Source organism: Pseudomonadota bacterium, from assembly GCA_030859565.1.
GTDB lineage: Bacteria > Pseudomonadota > Gammaproteobacteria > JACCXJ01 > JACCXJ01 > USCg-Taylor.
Genome location: JALZJW010000103.1, coordinates 1 through 13,968, shown reverse-complemented (window position 1 = coordinate 13,968; position 13,968 = coordinate 1). Strand labels below are relative to the sequence as shown.

General features: G+C 56.0%; 11 protein-coding genes, 2 tRNA genes and 3 rRNA genes. 9 read left to right on the top strand and 7 right to left on the bottom strand.

Features of this window, described 5'->3' with window-relative positions:
* The 8 genes from M3436_14635 to M3436_14600 form a co-directional block, all read left to right on the top strand.
* Positions 1–502 (top strand): cell envelope integrity protein TolA (locus M3436_14635; protein MDQ3565308.1); only part of this gene is annotated, 502 nt, incomplete at its 5' end.
* Between the two features lie 2 nt (positions 503–504).
* Positions 505–1,800, top strand: a complete 1,296-nt coding sequence (gene tolB / locus M3436_14630) for a Tol-Pal system beta propeller repeat protein TolB (protein MDQ3565307.1) — start codon at positions 505–507, stop codon at positions 1,798–1,800.
* A 29-nt stretch (positions 1,801–1,829) separates the two neighbouring features.
* Positions 1,830–2,378 (top strand): peptidoglycan-associated lipoprotein Pal, encoded by a 549-nt coding sequence (gene pal, locus M3436_14625; GenBank protein ID MDQ3565306.1) that lies wholly within the window; start codon positions 1,830–1,832, stop codon positions 2,376–2,378.
* 74 nt (positions 2,379–2,452) lie between these two features.
* Positions 2,453–3,349, top strand: coding sequence for a tol-pal system protein YbgF (gene ybgF, locus M3436_14620; GenBank protein ID MDQ3565305.1), 897 nt, complete (start codon positions 2,453–2,455; stop codon positions 3,347–3,349).
* On the top strand, positions 3,346–4,047 hold the full coding sequence (gene queE, locus M3436_14615) for a 7-carboxy-7-deazaguanine synthase QueE (protein MDQ3565304.1): 702 nt from the start codon (positions 3,346–3,348) through the stop codon (positions 4,045–4,047). Before ybgF ends, queE begins: the two co-directional genes overlap by 4 nt.
* Positions 4,028–4,717 (top strand): 7-cyano-7-deazaguanine synthase QueC, encoded by a 690-nt coding sequence (gene queC / locus M3436_14610; GenBank protein MDQ3565303.1) that lies wholly within the window; start codon positions 4,028–4,030, stop codon positions 4,715–4,717. Before queE ends, queC begins: the two co-directional genes overlap by 20 nt.
* 202 nt (positions 4,718–4,919) lie before the next feature.
* On the top strand, positions 4,920–5,654 hold the full coding sequence (locus M3436_14605) for a phosphoadenylyl-sulfate reductase (protein MDQ3565302.1): 735 nt from the start codon (positions 4,920–4,922) through the stop codon (positions 5,652–5,654).
* A gap of 93 nt (positions 5,655–5,747) precedes the next feature.
* The gene (locus tag M3436_14600) at positions 5,748–5,987 is read left to right on the top strand and encodes a hypothetical protein (protein ID MDQ3565301.1); all 240 of its coding nucleotides are present in this window, start codon (positions 5,748–5,750) and stop codon (positions 5,985–5,987) included.
* A gap of 43 nt (positions 5,988–6,030) precedes the next feature.
* On the opposite strand, the gene cysB is transcribed toward M3436_14600, so the two are convergent.
* Complete coding sequence (gene cysB / locus M3436_14595; protein ID MDQ3565300.1) at positions 6,031–7,005, bottom strand: HTH-type transcriptional regulator CysB; 975 nt, start codon at positions 7,003–7,005, stop codon at positions 6,031–6,033.
* A 111-nt stretch (positions 7,006–7,116) separates the two neighbouring features.
* On the opposite strand from cysB, the gene M3436_14590 reads away from it, so the two are divergent.
* A complete protein-coding gene (locus M3436_14590) occupies positions 7,117–7,905 on the top strand; it encodes a sulfite exporter TauE/SafE family protein (protein MDQ3565299.1) in 789 nt (262 codons plus the stop codon).
* A gap of 59 nt (positions 7,906–7,964) precedes the next feature.
* On the opposite strand, the gene M3436_14585 is transcribed toward M3436_14590, so the two are convergent.
* The 6 genes from M3436_14585 to M3436_14560 all read right to left on the bottom strand — a co-directional run bounded on the left by M3436_14585 (position 7,965) and on the right by M3436_14560 (position 13,641).
* Positions 7,965–8,201: a DUF465 domain-containing protein gene (locus tag M3436_14585; protein MDQ3565298.1), complete on the bottom strand. Its 237-nt coding sequence runs from the start codon at positions 8,199–8,201 to the stop codon at positions 7,965–7,967.
* Between the two features lie 225 nt (positions 8,202–8,426).
* A 5S ribosomal RNA gene (rrf, locus tag M3436_14580) occupies positions 8,427–8,541 on the bottom strand.
* Between the two features lie 128 nt (positions 8,542–8,669).
* A 23S ribosomal RNA gene (locus M3436_14575) occupies positions 8,670–11,584 on the bottom strand.
* Between the two features lie 235 nt (positions 11,585–11,819).
* Positions 11,820–11,895, bottom strand: a tRNA-Ala gene (locus M3436_14570).
* Positions 11,896–11,947: 52 nt separating this feature from the next.
* Positions 11,948–12,024: transfer RNA gene (locus M3436_14565), tRNA-Ile, on the bottom strand.
* A 79-nt stretch (positions 12,025–12,103) separates the two neighbouring features.
* A 16S ribosomal RNA gene (locus M3436_14560) occupies positions 12,104–13,641 on the bottom strand.
* The 16S, 23S and 5S rRNA genes sit together here with 2 tRNA genes alongside, the layout of an rRNA operon.
* Positions 13,642–13,968: the final 327 nt, after the last annotated feature.

The window sequence follows — 13,968 nt, the reverse complement described above, 5'->3', positions numbered from 1 at the left end:
GCTGGTCGAGGAGCAGAAGCGAATCGCGCAAGAAAAAGCGCTCGCGAAAAAACGTGAAGAACGCCAGCAGGCCGAAGCGGAGAAGAAACGTCTCGCCGAGGAACAACGCAAGAAGGCCGAGGCCGAGAAAAAGCGTAAAGAGGAAGAGCGGCGCCAGCGGGAATTAGCCGCGGCCCTGGCCGCGGAGGAAAAAGCGCGCACCGAGGCAGCGCGGCGCGAGCACGATCAAAGTGAAATCAACAAATATATTAAACTCATCCGGACTCAGATCGGCAACACCTTCAATTATCCCGAGCGAGGACTGTCCTGCGAACTATTGGTCACGATGGTGCCCGGGGGCGACGTCGTGGACGCTAAGGTGATACGATCGAGCGGCAACGCGGTGTTTGACCGGCAAGCGGAGATCGCGGTCCGCAAGGCGTCACCGCTACCGGTACCCGACGATCCGCGCTTGTTTCGGCAACTGCGCGAGATCCAATTCGTCTTCGAACCGGAGGTGTAGGCTTGAAGTGTTCGTATAGGGCGGCTGTGTGCTTGGCATTATTGGCCTGGTATGCAACCGCGCAGGCGGTATTAAAGATAAAGATTACCCAGGGCGTCGCGGGCGCGCTCCCGATCGCGATCACTCCGTTCGATCCGCCCGGATCACAACCGACCGTGGATATCGCCGCGATCGTTGCCGCGGATTTAGAAAGCAGTGGCGGCTTTGTCCCGATGCCGCGCGCCGATATGCCATCGCAGCCTCACGGGTTCTCCGAAATCAATTTTGCCGATTGGCGCCGGGTCGGGATGGACAATTTGGTGATCGGGACCCTCCGGCCTGGTATCGAGACGGACTACCAGGTCGAGTTTTGGCTGGTCGATGTGTATAAAGGCACCCAACTTCTGGCGTATAAGGTCCCCGCGAAAGCGGCCCAGTTGCGGTTGGTCGCCCACCAGATCAGCGACGCGATCTACGAGAAGCTGACCGGCGTCAAGGGAGCCTTCGCCACCCGCATCGCTTACGTCACGGTCCAGCAGCGCAGCGGACGGAACAAGATCTACGGGCTGCAAGTAGCCGATGTCGATGGGGAGAATGTACAGACCCTATTGACCTCACCGCAGCCGCTGATGTCGCCAGCGTGGTCACCGGACGGGAGGCGTCTTGCCTATGTTTCGTTCGAAGGCCGCGGCTCCACGATCTACGTTCAAGATCTCGGGAGCGGTCACCGCGACAAGGTAGCCGCGGAAACGGGGATCAACAGCGCCCCGGCGTGGTCGCCGGACGGAGGAAGGTTGGCGTTGACCTTGTCGCGCGATGGGGATCCCGAGATTTATGTGCTAACCCTCGCGAGCCGCCAATTGCGGCGCATCACGAACGACCCGGCCATCGATACCGAACCCTCCTGGTCACCGGATGGAACCCGTTTGGCGTTTACTTCCGACCGGGGCGGGGGCCCACAGATTTATGAAGTCTCGGTCTCGGGTGGACACCCGCGGCGTTTGACACACGAAGGGGACTATAACGCTCGCTCCCGCTATTCGTCGGACGGGAAATTATTGGCGCTCGTTCACGGCGACGGCGGCAGCTACCGGATCGCCACCTACGACATGGAAACCGAGCGCCTGGCGATATTGACCAACACCCGCTTGGACGAGTCTCCGAGTTTCGCCCCCAACGACAGCATGATCATCTATACGACGGTCGGGCCGCGGGGCACCGAGCTGGCGGCCACCTCGATCGATGGCCGAGTGAAGCAACGCCTGGCATTGTTGCGCGGGGAGGTCCGCGAACCGGCGTGGGGCCCGTTCAGATATTAGAATCACGCAAGCACAGAGGAGATAAAACGATGCAGACCATGAACATGCGAATGCTTATTCTCGCGCTGTCCGCCCTCGCAATAGCCGGATGTCAAACGGTGGATGAGCTAAGCAAAGAAGACAGTGCGGCCACGGTGGAAGACCAGGGGATTTCTCCGGCCGAGATGGAGGCCATGGACGCGCAAGCCGGTGGCGTAGATAAGGGTGAAGCTTACCCGAATGCCGATGTGAGCGACGGGGGACGCGGTGGAGATGGGGCGCGTGTGATCTATTTTGAATACGACAGCGATGAGATCCGGCCGGAATTTCGATCGGCGATCGAGGCTCATGCCGCGTACATCACGAGCCACCCCGACACGGTTGTCACGCTCGAGGGGCACGCCGATGAACGCGGCTCGCGGGAATATAATCTAGCCCTCGGGGAACGCCGTGCGCTCGCGGTGCGCAAACAGATCACCTTGCTTGGCGGTTCCGCCTCCCAGATCCGCACCGTAAGCTACGGCGAGGAACATCCGGATTCCCCCGGACATGACGAAAGCGCCTATTCCCTCAATCGACGCGTAGAGATCAGCTACTAGAAACCATGTCCGGCAGGGCAATCCGTTCATGGCCCGGCGCGTTGTTTTTAACGGCCTGTGCGCCTCTTTGCGTAATGGCGCAATACGAAGCTCCCATCGTCGAAGGCAATCCACCGAGTGTCGAGGCCCGGCTCGGACGGCTGGAACGGCTGCTCACTAACCGCGGTATGCTGGATCTTCTGGACCAGGTCGAGCGCGTGCACCAAGAGGTGAAACGGCTGCGCGGGGAGCTGGAAGTTCAGGCGCATCGGCTCGAAAAATCCGAAGAGCGCGATGAAAGACTGTATTTCGACCTCGACCGCCGGCTGCAACCGCTTGAAACCGGCGCGGACGGCCCGAGTGATCCCGGCAACGCTCGCAATGAATCCACAAGCCCTGAGGTAATGAGTCCCCCGCGGGCAGTCGCGCCAGCGGCTTCCCGGCCTCTAGACGATTCGACCCGCGCGGTCGAGACCCCGGCCGACACGCCGGCCCATGACATCGGCGAGGCCCCGGCCCCGTCTTCCGGACCCGCACCCGGACAAGCACCTTCCGGAGTGGCGCCGGACACGGGCAAACCGGTAACGGTCGCCGCTGCGCGTGCGAGCCACGAGGAAGACGACTACCGACGCGCCTTCGATCTGCTTAAGGTAGGGAACTACAACGACTCTATCTCTGCTTTCAATAATTTTATCGCGCAGTATCCCAAAAGCGCGCACGCCGACAATGCGCAATACTGGCTCGCGGAGGCCTACTACGTGACTCACCAGTATCAGCCGGCGATCGCCGAATATACGAAACTCGCTGAGCGCTACCCGGAGAGTCGGAAATTGACCCATGCCCTCCTCAAGATCGGTTACAGCCACCACGAACTAGGCCAGCTCGACCAGGCCAAGACCAGCCTCGAGAATCTCCGGGTTCGTTATCCAGGCACCACCGCCGCACGGCTCGCCGAGGAGCGCCTACAACGCATTCGCCTTGAGCAGCCATGACCCGCGCGCGCGCGCTTCTACTCCACGACGCTTATGCCCGCCACCGTTCAAAAATCGTCCCCGAGGCGAGTCTACGCGTCACCGAAATCTTTTTGTCGCTACAAGGCGAGTCGAGCCGCGTGGGTCTACCGACAGTCTTCGTGCGTCTAACGGGCTGTCCCTTACGCTGCCACTATTGTGATACGGCTTACGCGTTTCACGGCGGTACGCGCCTGCCGTTCAATACCATATTAGAACGGATCACCGAGTATCATGCTCGTTATGTCGCGGTAACGGGAGGCGAACCGCTCGCTCAGCCCGCATGTCCGGCCCTACTGCAACAGTTGTGTGATCTCGGCTACCGCGTCTCGCTCGAGACGAGCGGCGCCCTCGACATCCGGTCCGTCGATAAGCGCGTCATGAAGGTCATGGACTTGAAGACACCGGGATCGGGAGAGGCCGGAAAAAACGACTATCGAAATATTCAGTATCTTGCGGCGACCGATGAGGTAAAGTTCGTGATTCGCGACCGCATCGACTACGACTGGGCCAAGGAGATCATGCAACGCTTTAGCTTTCCGTGCGAGGTCCTGTTTTCGCCGAGCAGCGGGGAGATCAACCCTGCTCAGATGGCTGAGTGGATCCTGGAAGACCGGCTTCCCGTGCGCTTTCAGATTCAACTTCATAAGGTGATCTGGGGTGAGATCCCCGGACGCTAGTCCACGGCGTGCGGTCGTATTGATCTCGGGAGGGCTCGATTCCAGCACGGCCTTGGCCATCGCCCGCGAACAAGGGTATGCGTGCTACGGATTATGCGTTGACTACGGCCAACGCCACCGTGCGGAGCTTGCGGCGGCCTATCGAATCGCTATCGCGCTAGGTGTCCGCGACTACAAGGTGATGCATTTGGACCTCTCGGTGATCGGCGGATCTGCATTGACCGACCTAACCGTCGCCGTGCCGGAGACGCCGACCGAAGGGATCCCGGTCACCTACGTTCCCGCACGCAATACGCTGTTACTCGGCCTGGCCTTGGCGTGGGCGGAGGTGCTCGAGGCGTGGGATATTTTTATCGGGGTTAACGCGATCGATTATTCCGGGTATCCCGACTGCCGGCCGGAATTCATTGCAGCCTTCGAGGCGACGGCCCAACGCGCCACCAAGGCAAGCGTGGAGGGAAAGCGCTTTAAAATACATACCCCGCTTATCGAGTTAAGCAAGGCCCAGATCATCGGGCAAGGCCTACGCCTGGGCGTCGATTACAGCATCACGGTCTCTTGTTATCAGGCCGACGACGAGGGACGCGCATGCGGGGTATGTGACGCCTGTCGCTTTCGTCGCGCCGGTTTTGAAGGCGCCAGCACGGCAGATCCGACGCGTTATCGCTGAGTCGTCGCGCGGCTGTCTCGCTGGCTCGGCAGTGACCCACCCCTAGGAGTACAGCGCTAGTCAATGCCACGGCCGTAAAAAGATCGTAAAATAAGGCATATCTATATGCATATACGCCATTTCACGGCAAAACGCCTGGCCTGTTATATTAATAATGCGAAGGGCAGGGCGTACGATTGAAGCAAGCATGGAGATAGTCTGAATGATCAACAAAAACATTGAGAACTTAGCCGTTCAGTACGATCATAAATCGCCCCAAGAGATTCTGGCATATGCGCTAACGGCATATGAGCACATTGCGATCTCCTTCAGCGGTGCGGAAGACGTGGTGCTGGTCGATATGGCGACGAAAATAAGAAACGACGTCGGTATTTTTTCTCTGGACACCGGGCGCCTGCACGCAGAAACCTATCGGTTCTTGGAGCGCGTAAGAGATCGATACCAGATCCAGATCGAGGTGTTGTTCCCTGATCCGCTGGCGGTAGAGCGTTTGGTGCGCGAAAAGGGATTATTCAGTTTTTATAAAGACGGCCATAAGGAATGTTGCGCTATCCGAAAGGTAGGACCTTTACGCCGGAAACTTCAATCGCTAGATGCTTGGATCACGGGCCAGCGCAAAGATCAAAGCCCGGGGACTCGGATCGAGCTTGCCGTTATCGAGAAGGACGCCGCGTTTTCAACCAAAGAACGCTCGCTAATCAAGTTTAACCCGCTCTCCAATTGGAGTTCGGCGGAGGTGTGGCGTTACATCCAGACACACGATATACCCTATAACGAATTGCATGAACGGGGATTCATCAGTATCGGGTGTGAACCGTGCACAAGACCGGTGCTACCGAATCACCACGAGCGAGAAGGGCGGTGGTGGTGGGAAGAAGCCACCCAAAAGGAATGCGGGCTGCACACTGGAAATCTGGCTGCCGTAGTTCGTGGTTAAACTGTGCATATAACGTTCGTAAAGAAAATCATGGCCGATGGTCTCCCGTGCCGCAAATGCATAGAGGTGCACGAGCGACTGAAGGGAGCGAATTTGCTCGAACGCATCGACAACATCGTAACAGCCGACGAGCGGGACGCTGCGAGCGAGGGCATGATGCTTGCCCGCGAATATAAAGTAGACCGCGCGCCCTTCTTTCTGGTACGCGACGAAACGAACGCGGTTCGTATTTATACCTCTTATTTTCGATTCGTCAAGGAAGTATTAAACCGCGAAGTCTCGGAAAAAGACTCCGTTGACGAAATGATGGAGCAGGTGCCGGATTATTTATAATCGGCCACCGCTATAACGCCTGCCGGATGCCAGCCCTCACGGGCTAACGAACGGGCAGGTTGCGGGTGTTAATAAGCTTTTCTATTTCCTCTCTCGTTCCAACGCCGCACGCCGTTTCAACTACCTCGCGGGTAAGGTGCGGGGCAAAACGCTCAATGAAATAGTACATATAGCCCCGAAGAAAAGCGCCTTTACGAAATCCGATTTTCGTAGTACTCGGTTCGAACAGATGGCCCGCATCTAATGCACACAGTTCGCTATCCGCATTCCGGTCATAGGCCATACTCGCTATTATGCCAATTCCCAGGCCAAGCTTGACGTACGTCTTTATGACGTCGGCGTCCACCGCGGTAAGCACGACACGCGGGGTAAGCCCGCGTCTATTGAAGGCTTGATCCAGCTGGGAGCGGCCCGTGAAACCGAACACGTAGGTAATCAAAGGATAATCGGCTACGGCTTCAAGCGTCAGTGGCGACGCCCTCGTCAGCGGGTGATCGCGCGGCACAATGACGCTGCGGTTCCAGCGATAACAAGGCAGCATGACCAGATCCTCAAAAAGTTCTAAGGCCTCCGTCGCGATGGCAAAATCCACTCGGCGAGTCACGGCCAGCTCGGAGATCTGCACCGGTGTTCCCTGGTGCATATGCAGCGCGACCTGAGGATAGGTTTTGATAAAGGCCTTGATCACATCCGGCAAGGCATAGCGGGCCTGCGTGTGTGTCGTCGCGATTGATAAACTTCCGCGCCGATTGTCCTTGTGCTCCGTCGCTATGCACCGAATCTTTTCAACCTCGGCGAGAATTTGATCTGCCACCGGTAAGATGTCCTGTCCGGCGGGCGTTAGGGCCGCTAAGTGCTTACCACTGCGCAGTAATAAGCCCACACCTAGCTCTTCTTCAAGTAATTTTACCTGCTTACTTATACCTGGCTGCGAGGTATAAAGCCGATCGGCGGCCGCCGATACGTTTAGTTTCTGGCGCGTAATCTCGACGAAAAATCTTAATTGCTGCAACTTCATGGGCGACTGTTGATTTATAGCTATATACGATAAAAATATAACCAAAGGATCCTTGTTATTATCAATCGATATTACTACGATGCGCAACACACTACGGGTCCGGACTTCACAATGGATTTCGCCTATACCATTGCGGGTTTTGTAGTCGGGTTCATCGTCGGTCTGACGGGTGTCGGCGGTGGTTCGCTCATGACCCCAATCCTGGTACTTCTATTTGGGATTAACCCGGCGATTGCCGTCGGCACGGATCTTCTCTACGCCGCGATCACAAAGTGCGGCGGGATCTGGGTACATCATCGCCAGAGAACGATTAATTGGCGCATCGTGCGGATCATGAGTGCCGGAAGTTTACCGGCATCGGCGCTCACGGTATGGGCGTTGAAGCACTTCAATGATTTGGGAATCGACTATACCGGGCTCATCACTTCAACGCTCGGTATCGCGTTGATACTAACGTCACTGGTGCTGTTGTTAAAAAAGCAGCTTATCGACTTCAGTTTAAAGGAACGGTTTTCCGCGTTACGGGCTGTTCACAGCCGCCTAAAGACACCGATTACGATCGTTGTTGGAGTTTTCCTCGGTGTTTTAGTAACGCTGTCGTCGGTTGGAGCCGGTGCGTTGGGGGCCGCAACTCTTTTTCTTATCTATCCGCGTTTGCCCGCCGTCTCGATTGTGGGCACCGATTTAGCGCACGCCGTGCCTCTTACGGCGGTTGCGGGTCTAGGCCACGCCCATCTCGGTATGGTCGACTTGGTGTTGCTCGGAAGCCTGCTAGTGGGATCGCTGCCTGGGATCTATCTCGGGAGTCACCTGGGGATCCGGCTTCCCGAGCACATCGTTCGCCCCATTCTCGCGAGCATGCTGCTTATCATCGGGGCGCGTTTTACGTTTTCGTTCTAGTCGCGCTCGCCATAGGCGCTTCGATAATCGAGGGGAAAAGGTTGCATACGCTCGGCCTATTAGTCCCCGATTGCCAGCTTGCTCTCACGATAAGCCTTGATCATCGAAGCCATTCTATCCTTGAGCAGCAACTTTTGTTTTTTCAAGTTCTCCAACGAGATATCATCAAGCGGGAGTGCGCCTGTGTTTGCTTGGTGCACCTGGTTCTTTAACCCCCTATGCTTTTGGTAAAGCCGCTTGAAATCCTCGCTCGACCCTAAAAGGGCCTGCGTTATCTCATCATCGGATTCAACCATCGTTCCTCCTTTTGTTTCTGACGCATTTAGCTAATCTGGGTAATCTCGTAGTCTCGGCGCTTTACCGCGATTCTTAGCCGAGCCTATAAACCCTTCGTGAGCACACTTCGTTAACCACCATGGAACGCTTTTCAAACTAAATATAGCGCAATTTCAAAATCAAGTCTGCGCAGTGTCATAAAATAAAAACCCCGGCAATTAGGTTGCAGGGGTTTTGCTATAAGCGCCTGGCGGTGACCTACTTTCACATGGGCTATCCCACACTATCATCGGCGCTGAACGGTTTCACTACCGAGTTCGAGATGGGATCGGGTGGTTCCCGCTCGCTATAGCCGCCAGACAAACCATTCCTTTCATCGCCAGACACGCCTAGCAATTGAAAGACTATCGAAAGGTCGTCATGCGTTCTTGTTGGATCGATCGATTGCATTGCATACCCACCCTAAACGCAAACTATTTGGGTGTTATATGGTCAAGCCTCACGGTCAATTAGTACTGGTTAGCTTCGCACATTACTGCGCTTCCACATCCAGCCTATCAACGTCGTAGTCTTCGACGAACCTTAAGGGACCTCGAAGGTCCAGGGAGACCTCATCTTAGGGAGGGTTTCCCGCTTAGATGCTTTCAGCGGTTATCCCGTCCGTACATAGCTACCCGGCGGTGCCACTGACATGACAACCGGAACACCAGAGGTACGTCCACTCCGGTCCTCTCGTACTAGGAGCAGATCCCTTCAAGTCTCCAGCGCCCACGGTAGATAGGGACCGAACTGTCTCACGACGTTCTAAACCCAGCTCGCGTACCACTTTAAATGGCGAACAGCCATACCCTTGGGACCGGCTTCAGCCCCAGGATGTGATGAGCCGACATCGAGGTGCCAAACACCGCCGTCGATATGAACTCTTGGGCGGTATCAGCCTGTTATCCCCGGAGTACCTTTTATCCGTTGAGCGATGGCCCTTCCATACAGAACCACCGGATCACTAAGACCTACTTTCGTATCTGCTCGACACGTCCGTCTCGCAGTTAAGCACCCTTATGCCTTTGCACTCTATGCGCGATTTCCGACCGCGCTGAGGGTACCTTCGTGCTCCTCCGTTACTCTTTGGGAGGAGACCGCCCCAGTCAAACTACCCACCATACACTGTCTCTGTCCCGGATTACGGGCCCAGGTTAGAACCTCAAACATACCAGGGTGGTATTTCAAGGGTGGCTCCACCGGAACTAGCGTTCCAGCTTCATAGCCTCCCACCTATCCTACACAGGCATATTCAAAGTTCAGTGTAAAGCTGTAGTAAAGGTTCACGGGGTCTTTCCGTCTAGCCGCGGGTACACTGCATCTTCACAGCGAGTTCAATTTCGCTGAGTCTCGGATGGAGACAGAGTGGCCATCGTTACGCCATTCGTGCAGGTCGGAACTTACCCGACAAGGAATTTCGCTACCTTAGGACCGTTATAGTTACGGCCGCCGTTTACCGGGGCTTCGATCAAGAGCTTCGCCTTGCGGCTAACCCCATCAATTAACCTTCCGGCACCGGGCAGGCGTCACACCCTATACGTCCACTTTCGTGTTTGCAGAGTGCTGTGTTTTTATTAAACAGTCGCGACCACCTGGTTACTGCGACCCCCTTCCGCTCCGGCCGCAGGGCCTTCACGTACCGGGGGCACACCTTCTCCCGAAGTTACGGTGCTATTTTGCCTAGTTCCTTCACCCGAGTTCTCTCAAGCGCCTTGGGATTCTCTCCCCGCCCACCTGTGTCGGTTTCGGGTACGGTCTTGTACCACCTGAAGCTTAGGGGCTTTTCTTGGAAGCTGGGCATCAACCACTTCAGCCCGGAAACGGGCCTCGTCATCACGCCTCAGAATTGCCACCCCGGATTTTCCTAGGATGACTCCCTACGCGCTTAAACCGGGACTATCGTCACCCGGCTGGTTTAGCCTTCTCCGTCCCCCCATCGCAGTGGCACGAGGTACAGGAATATTAACCTGTTTCCCATCGACTACGCATTTCTGCCTCGCCTTAGGGGCCGACTCACCCTGCGCCGATTAGCGTAGCGCAGGAAACCTTGGGCTTTCGGCGTGCGGGTTTTTCACCCGCATTATCGCTACTCATGTCAGCATTCGCACTTCCGATACCTCCAGCATGCCTTCCGGCACACCTTCGCAGGCTTACGGAACGCTCCCCTACCACGTGCAGGAGTCCTAAGACACCTACACATCCGCAGCTTCGGTACACAACTTGAGCCCCGTTACATCTTCCGCGCAGGCCGACTCGACCAGTGAGCTGTTACGCTTTCTTTAAAGGATGGCTGCTTCTAAGCCAACCTCCTGGCTGTCTATGCCTTCCCACCTCGTTAACCACTAAGCTGTGATTTTGGGACCTTAGCTGGCGGTCTGGGCTGTTTCCCTCTTCACGACGGACCTTATCACCCGCCGTGTGTCTCCCGTGCTCATACTTCCCGGTATTCGGAGTTTGCAATGGTTTGGTAAGGCACGAATGCCCCCCTAGCCATAACAGTGCTCTACCCCCGGGAGTAATACACGAGGCGCTACCTAAATAGCTTTCGGGGAGAACCAGCTATCTCCGGGCTTGATTAGCCTTTCACTCCTATCCACAGCTCATCCCCTACCTTTTCAACGGGAGTGGGTTCGGGCCTCCAATGGGTGTTACCCCATCTTCACCCTGGCCATGGATAGATCGCCCGGTTTCGGGTCTACTCCCAGCGACTAAACGCCCTATTAAGACTCGGTTTCCCTTCGCCTCCCCTAGACGGTTAAGCTTGCCACTGAGAAGTAAGTCGCTGACCCATTATACAAAAGGTACGCAGTCACGCCTCCAAGGAGGCGCTCCCACTGCTTGTACGCATACGGTTTCAGGTTCTATTTCACTCCCCTCTCCGGGGTTCTTTTCGCCTTTCCCTCACGGTACTGGTTCACTATCGGTCGACAGGTAGTATTTAGCCTTGGAGGATGGTCCCCCCATGTTCAGACAGGGTTTCACGTGCCCCGTCCTACTCCTCGTCACCCACATACCAGGTATTTCGCCTACGGGACTATCACCTTCTATGGCCCGACTTTCCAGACGGTTCGGCTATACATGGTGTGCTTACAGTGACTGGGCTGTTCCGCGTTCGTTCGCCACTACTAACGGAATCTCGGTTGATTTCTGTTCCTCCGGGTAGTTAGATGTTTCAGTTCCCCGGGTGTTGCTTCCTGGCCCTATGGATTCAGGCCAGGATACCGCTTGCGCGGTGGGTTTCCCCATTCGGACATCCCCGGATCAAAGCCTGTTTGCCGGCTCCCCGAAGCTTATCGCAGGCTGCCACGTCCTTCATCGCCTCCTGTCGCCAAGGCATCCACCGTATGCGCTTCTTCACTTGACCATATAACCCCAAACAGTCTGGGTTATACGTAGTTGTGCGAATGCAATCGATTTATATCTTGCGATGAGTCATTTCTGACTCGTTCAATGTTGCTGGACGACCTTCCGATTTTTTAAAGATCAAATCGCGGGCGAGACGCCCGCAACCTAACCCGCCAACCATGCAGCGGGCACCATTAAAACGTTCACTCGGCCAGGGATACATCGACGCCCACGGCCAACCCGTTACCAAGCTGTGGTGGAGCCAGGCGGGATCGAACCGCCGACCCCCTGCTTGCAAAGCAGGTGCTCTCCCGGCTGAGCTATGGCCCCAGCGTCGCTTTTTCCATCTTACTATATCGTTTGGGGTTTACCGCGCCGCTTGTGGTGGGTCTGGGTGGACTCGAACCACCGACCTCACCCTTATCAGGGGTGCGCTCTAACCGCCTGAGCTACAGACCCAAGTTAACGGGCCCTCGCAATCAAACAATTTGTGTGGGCGCCTGTCGTCGCAGAATCTTCACTTTCACTTTGCACTTTGAAAGGAGGTGATCCAGCCGCAGGTTCCCCTACGGCTACCTTGTTACGACTTCACCCCAGTCATGAGCCATACCGTGGTAAGCGCCCTCCCGAAGGTTAGGCTACCTACTTCTGGTACAGCCCACTCCCATGGTGTGACGGGCGGTGTGTACAAGGCCCGGGAACGTATTCACCGCGACATGCTGATTCGCGATTACTAGCGATTCCAACTTCACGGAGTCGAGTTGCAGACTCCGATCCGGACTACGACCGGTTTTTCGGGATTAGCTCCCCCTCGCGGGTTGGCAACCCTTTGTACCGGCCATTGTAGCACGTGTGTAGCCCTGCCCATAAGGGCCATGATGACTTGACGTCATCCCCACCTTCCTCCGGTTTGTCACCGGCAGTCTCCTTAGAGTTCCCGGCATTACCCGCTGGCAACTAAGGACAAGGGTTGCGCTCGTTACGGGACTTAACCCAACATCTCACGACACGAGCTGACGACAGCCATGCAGCACCTGTCTCTCGGCTCCCGAAGGCACCAATCCATCTCTGGAAAGTTCCGAGGATGTCATGGGCAGGTAAGGTTCTTCGCGTTGCATCGAATTAAACCACATGCTCCACCGCTTGTGCGGGCCCCCGTCAATTCCTTTGAGTTTTAACCTTGCGGCCGTACTCCCCAGGCGGAGAACTTATCGCGTTAGCTGCGCCACTAAAGGACAAAGCTCCTCCAACGGCTAGTTCTCATCGTTTAGGGCGTGGACTACCAGGGTATCTAATCCTGTTTGATCCCCACGCTTTCGCGCCTCAGCGTCAGTATTGGTCCAGGAAGCCGCCTTCGCCACTGGTGTTCCTCCGGATATCTACGCATTTCACCGCTACACCCGGAATTCCGCTTCCCTCTACCATACTCTAGCCAGGCAGTATCGAATGCAATTCCCAGGTTGAGCCCAGGGCTTTCACACCCGACTTACCAAACCGCCTACGCGCCCTTTACGCCCAGTAATTCCGATTAACGCTCGCACCCTCCGTATTACCGCGGCTGCTGGCACGGAGTTAGCCGGTGCTTCTTCTGTAAGTAACGTCAAGACCGAGCGATATTAGTACTCGGCTTTTCTTCCCTACTGAAAGTGCTTTACAACCCGCAGGCCTTCTTCACACACGCGGCATCGCTGGATCAGGCTTGCGCCCATTGTCCAATATTCCCCACTGCTGCCTCCCGTAGGAGTCTGGGCCGTGTCTCAGTCCCAGTGTGGCTGGTCGTCCTCTCAGACCAGCTACCGATCGTCGCCTTGGTAGGCCATTACCCTACCAACTAGCTAATCGGACTTAGGCTCATCTAATAGCGCGAGGCCCGAAAGTCCCCCGCTTTCCCCCGTAGGGCGTATGCGGTATTAGCCCGAGTTTCCCCGGGTTATCCCCCACTACTAGGCAGATTCCTAAGCATTACTCACCCGTCCGCCACTCGTCAGCACCCCGAAGGGCCTGTTACCGTTCGACTTGCATGTGTTAAGCATGCCGCCAGCGTTCAATCTGAGCCAGGATCAAACTCTTCAGTTTAAGCTTACTTAGCTGCTTGCACAGCTAAGATTCTCTCGCTCGGCGGTTACCGGGTATCGAAGTGAACCCCGCTTCCGCCGCACAACCTATGGTGAAGAAATCCTGAACGCAGGCACCCACACAAATTGCTTGATTGTTCGGTTTTTTAAAGATCAACGCAGGGGAGCCCCCGCTAGAGGGTGCGGATTATACACCTAACGCACGGCGGGTCAACACGAAGTCTATTCCAATGCAAGATGAGTCTGAAGGGAGGGCTTATTTCTAATACAAGATGAGTCTGAAGTAAGGCGGCGACTGTTCATGATGGGAGGATGAAGACCATCATGA